Source organism: Tepidiforma sp. (assembly GCF_034432735.1).
GTDB lineage: Bacteria > Chloroflexota > Dehalococcoidia > Tepidiformales > Tepidiformaceae > Tepidiforma.
In genome coordinates this window covers 1-4,991 of sequence record NZ_DAOUBJ010000113.1, presented here as the reverse complement: position 1 = coordinate 4,991, position 4,991 = coordinate 1, and the positions used below count along the sequence as shown (strand labels likewise).

At 63.8% G+C, this 4,991-nt stretch carries 3 protein-coding genes and 1 rRNA gene; 1 reads left to right on the top strand and 3 read right to left on the bottom strand.

Annotated features, from left to right (window positions below):
- The 3 genes from VAE53_RS10455 to rrf form a co-directional block, all read right to left on the bottom strand.
- The coding region (locus tag VAE53_RS10455) for an ATP-dependent Clp protease ATP-binding subunit (protein WP_322819320.1) at window positions 1-2,394 on the bottom strand (2,394 nt) is incomplete at its 3' end.
- Window positions 2,395-2,432: 38 nt separating this feature from the next.
- Window positions 2,433-4,109: a S1 RNA-binding domain-containing protein gene (locus tag VAE53_RS10450; RefSeq protein WP_322819319.1), complete on the bottom strand. Its 1,677-nt coding sequence runs from the start codon at window positions 4,107-4,109 to the stop codon at window positions 2,433-2,435.
- Between the two features lie 267 nt (window positions 4,110-4,376).
- Window positions 4,377-4,493, bottom strand: a 5S ribosomal RNA gene (gene rrf, locus VAE53_RS10445).
- An 81-nt stretch (window positions 4,494-4,574) separates the two neighbouring features.
- Here rrf and VAE53_RS10440 point away from each other — a divergent pair.
- A partial coding sequence (locus tag VAE53_RS10440) for a hypothetical protein (protein ID WP_322819318.1) occupies window positions 4,575-4,991 on the top strand: 417 nt, incomplete at its 3' end.

Sequence of the window (4,991 nt, the reverse complement as noted above, 5' to 3'; positions counted from 1 at the left end):
ACCGAAGTCGCCAGCGAGGAGCATCTCGCTGAGGCGGTCTTCGATGTTGTCCTGGATGACGCGGCGGAGCGGGCGTGCGCCGAAGACTGGGTCGTAGCCTTTTTCGCCGAGCCAGTCTTTGCCGGCGTCGGTGACTTCGAGGCGGACGCCTTTTTGGTTGAGGGTTTTTTCGACTTTTTTGAGTTCGTTGTCGACGATGCGCCGGATGTCTTCTTTGGTGAGTGATCGGAAGACGACGGTGCTATCGATGCGGTTGAGGAATTCTGGTTTGAAGACGTTTTTGAGTTCGGTGAGGACTTTGTCTTTCATGCGCTGGTAGCGCTCTTCGTGGGTTTTGATTTCGTCGGTGGTGGTGGCGAAGCCGAGGGAGCTGTCTTTTTTGATGAGGTCGGACCCGACGTTGGAGGTCATGATGATGATGGTGTTGCGGAAGTCGACTTTGCGCCCTTTGGCGTCGGTGAGGCGGCCTTCGTCGAAGATTTGGAGGAGGAGGTTGAAGACTTCGGGGTGGGCTTTTTCGATTTCGTCGAGGAGGATGAGGCAGTAGCTTTTGCGCCGGACGGTATCGGTGAGCTGGCCGCCGTCGTCGTAGCCGACGTAGCCTGGTGGGGCGCCGACGAGCCGGGAGACGGTGTGTTTTTCGCTGAATTCGCTCATGTCGAGCTTTATCATGTTGTCTTGTGAGCCGAACATGAATTCGGCGAGGGCGCGGGCGAGTTCGGTTTTGCCGACGCCGGTGGGGCCGCAAAAGAGGAAGACGCCGATGGGGCGGCGCGGGTCTTTGAGGCCGGCGCGGGCGCGGCGGACGGCGCGGGCGATGGTTTCGATGGCTTCGTCCTGGCCGATGATGCGGCTGCGAAGGGCTTCTTCCATGCGGAGGAGGCGGGCGCTTTCTTCGCTGGCGATGCGGGCGACGGGGATGCCTGTCCACATGGAGACGACTTCGGCGATGTCTTCTTCGGTGACGACGGGGGTGGCGATTCCTGCTTCGCCTTCTTCCCATTCGCCCATTTCGCGGATTTTGTCTTGGAGTTTGACTTCGCGGTCGCGGAGTTCGGCGGCGTATTCGTATTGTTGGGCGGCGATGGCTTGTTCTTTTTCGCGCCGGAGGCTTTCGAGGCCTTTCATGGCTTCTTTGAGGGAGGGCGGGGTGGCGGCGCGGCGGATGCGAACGCGGCTGGCGGCTTCGTCGATGAGGTCGATGGCTTTGTCGGGGAGGTAGCGGTCGCTGACGTAGCGGGCGGAGAGCTCGGCGGCGGCGACGAGGGCGGCATCGCTGATTTTGAGTTTGTGGTGTTCTTCGTAGCGGGGGCGGATGCCTTTGAGGATTTCGATGGCTTCTTCGACGGTGGGTTCTTCGACCATGACGGGTTGGAAGCGGCGTTCGAGGGCGGCGTCGCGTTCGATGTGTTTGCGGTATTCGTCGAGGGTGGTGGCGCCGATGCACTGGAGTTCGCCGCGGGCGAGGGACGGTTTGAGGATGTTGGCGGCATCGACGGCGCCTTCGGCGGCGCCGGCTCCGACGAGCATGTGGAGTTCGTCGATGAAGAGGATGCAGTTGCCGGCGGCTTTGATTTCTTCGATGACTTTTTTGAGGCGTTCTTCGAATTCGCCGCGGTATTTGGTGCCGGCGACGAGGGAGCCGATGTCGAGGGTGAGGAGGCGTTTGTTCTGGAGGGTTTCGGGGACGTCTCCGGAGACGATGCGTTGGGCGAGAAGTTCGGCGATGGCGGTTTTGCCGACGCCTGGTTCGCCGATGAGGACGGGGTTGTTTTTGGTGCGCCGGGAGAGGATCTGGACGACGCGTTCGAGTTCGTTGGAGCGGCCGATGACGGGGTCGAGTTGGCCGTTGCGGGCGGCGGCGGTGAGGTCGATGCCGAGCTGGTCGACGGTTGGGGTGCGGCTGGCTTGGCGGGCGCCGGAGGCGGCGGCCTGTGGGGCGCTCTGGCTGAGGATGCGGGTGGTTTCGGCGCGGACGCGTTCGAGGTTGACGCCGAGGCTTTCGAGGACGCCTGCGGCGATACCTTCGCCTTCGCGGACGAGGCCGAGGAGGAGGTGTTCGGTGCCGATGTAGCTGTGGTTGAGGCGGCGGGCTTCGTCGACGGCGAGTTCGATGACTTTTTTGGCGCGGGGGGTGAGGCCGATTTCGCCGAGGACGGTGCGGTCGCCGCGGCCGATGATGAATTCGACGGCGGAGCGGACTTTGTTGAGTTCGACGCCGAGGTTGGCGAGGACTTTGGCGGCGACGCCGTCGCCTTCGCGGACGAGGCCGAGGAGGATGTGTTCGGTGCCGATGTAGTTATGGTTGAATCGATGGGCTTCTTCCTGGGCGAGGGTGAGGACTCGCCGGGCCCGTTCGGTGAATTTGTCGAACCTGTCAGCCCTCTCGGCCATTGGTGTACCACCTTCCTCTGGGTGCGCCCAAGTTGCGACTAGGAGCCGTCAGCAGTTTCCTCCTCTGTTGCGGCTGGTGCTTGGGTGGGGGCCGTTTCGGTCCCCTCACTAGTATTTTGCGGCATTGCGTCGGGTGTCGTCGCCCCCGTGGAAACCCGATTTTGCTGTTCGGTGATCCCGGACTGGGCGGGTTCTGTGGCTGGGGCTTCGGACGCGGGGCCGGTGTTTTCGGGTGCTTCTGTCTCGGCAGTGATGGATGCCGGTTCTTCGGCCGTGATTGATGCCGGTTCCTCGGCGGCGGGTGGTGCCGGTTCGTCTTTGGGGGCGAGGCCGGCGACTTGGGCGACGGTATCGGCGAGGCCGTTGCCGGCTTCGGCGTTTTCGAGTGCTTGTGCGAATGCGGCGGCGAATGCGGAGATGGGCTCGGGGTCGCGCGAGACGGCCTGTTCGATGGCTTCTTGGGTGGTGCGGGGTTCGCGGCGGGGGGGCTGGGTGGTGGTGTCGCGTGGGGGGAGGCCGAATTGTTCGCGGACGTCGTCGGGGTAGTCGATGACGGATCCGTTGGCGTCGAAGAGGAAGCCCATGGCTTCGGCGTCGTTTCGTGCTTGGCGGAGGCTGAGGCCGAGCCGGTGGCGGTCTTTTTCGATGCGGACGAGTTTGACGGGGACGACGTCGCCTTCTTTGACGATCTCTTTGGGGTGCTGGATGCGCCGGTTGGAGAGTTCCGAGATGTGGATGAGGCCTTCGACGGGGCCCTCGAGGCGTACGAAGGCGCCGAAGGGCATGAGTTTGGTGATGCGGCCGATGAGGATTTGGCCGATGACGAAGCGGTCGACGGTGGTGTCCCAGCGCTCGGGCTGGGCGCGTTTGATGGAGAGGGAGATTTTTTTGTTTTCGCGGTCGATTTTGAGGATGTAGGCCTGGACTTCGTCGCCGACTTGGAAGAGGTCGCGGGCTTTTTTGCCGCGCTCCCAGGTGAGCTCGGTCATGTGGGCGAGGCCGTCGGCTCCGCCGAGGTCGATGAAGACGCCGAAGTCGGTGATGGAGGAGATGCGTCCGGTGCGGATCTGGCCTTCTTGGAGTTCGTCGAGGACGCGTTCTTTTTGTTCTTTGCGGACTTCGGCCATGGCGGCGCGTTCGGAGAGGATGACGCGATTCCGTTTTCGGTTGAGTTCGATGACTTTGAGCTTGATGGGCTGTCCGACGAGGTTGGCGAGTTGTGCGGGGGCGTCGGGGTCGTCGCGGCGTACGGATTCGACTTGGGAGAGGGGGACGAAGGCGTTGACGCCGTCGACGTTGACGAGGAGGCCGCCGCGGTTGTGGCCGGTGACTTGGGCTTCGAAAATTTCGCCGGTTTGGAATCGGCGCTGGAGGGTTTCCCAGCCTTCTTCGCCGCGGGCACGGTCGAGGGAGACGATGGCGTGGCCTTCGGCGGTGGAGGGCTGAAGGACCATGACGCGGACGGTGTCGCCGGTTTTGAGTTTGCTGGCGCCGTCGACGCCGAGGGAGAGCATTTCGTTTTGGGGGATGACGGCTTCGGTTTTGGTGCCGACGTCGACGATGAGGCCGTCGGGGGAGGCGCCCATGACCATGCCCTCGATGATTTCGCCGCGCCGGAGTTGTCCTCCGGCTTGGGAGGCTTCGAGGTCGAGGAGGGCCCCCATGTCCATTTCGGCTTCTGGGGGGGTGGTTGGCTGGGCGGTGTCTGCTGACAAGTGCGGCTCCGTCTGGGGGCACGACGCCCTTCTGGTGGGTGTACGTGCCCGGGTGAATTGAGGGATCTCGATTTCGATTCTACCAGCGGCCGATCGTTGGAGGAAACCGGACGCGGGGCCCTGGCGAGCGGCGCCGGGGCTATGGGTGAGAACGCTGGGACGATACCGGTGGTTACCGCGGCGGGAGCCCTATTCTGCTCTGGCCCCCGGGGCTTCGGGCGGGATGGTCGAAAATGGAAGAAACCGCCTTGCGGCGGTTTGCTCGGTACCCGGCGGCGGCCTATTTTCCCACCCGGTTGCCCGGGCAGTATCGTCAGCGCTGAGGCGTTTCACTTCCGTGTTCGGGATGGGAACGGGTGGGTCCACCTCGCTCTAGCCACCAGATACTTGCAGTATGGGGTGTTGGTAGCGTTGGTGCAAGGGGTTGGGTTGCGGGCGAGCGGTGAAGGGGGCACGCTCGGCGCTATGCGGGTTTTGTGGGTGTTCGTCGCGGGGGTATTGGCGGGCGCGATGCTGATGGTGCTTTGGCTGACGCTGGACCCGGACTGGGATGGGAGGTCGGGTGCTGTGGGGGGTGGTGGAAACATTACGGTGGTGTTGGATGAGCGGGCGCTTGCGGCGATGGTGGCGGCTGAGCTGCCTGTGTTGGGCGGTGTGAGCGGCTCGCCGGCGGTGGATGTGGATGTGCTGAGGGAGGGGCTGGTGGTGGTTTCGATTTTGTCGGGGGCGTCGGGCACGGGGCCGCGTGCGTCGGTGATGCTGGACCCGGATGTGGTGGAGGGTAGGTTGCGCTTGCGGGTGGGGGAGGGCTCGTTGGGGGGGCTCGGGGCGCCGGAGGTGTTCGCGGAGCTGCTGGAAGAGGAGATAGGTGGGAGGCTGGAC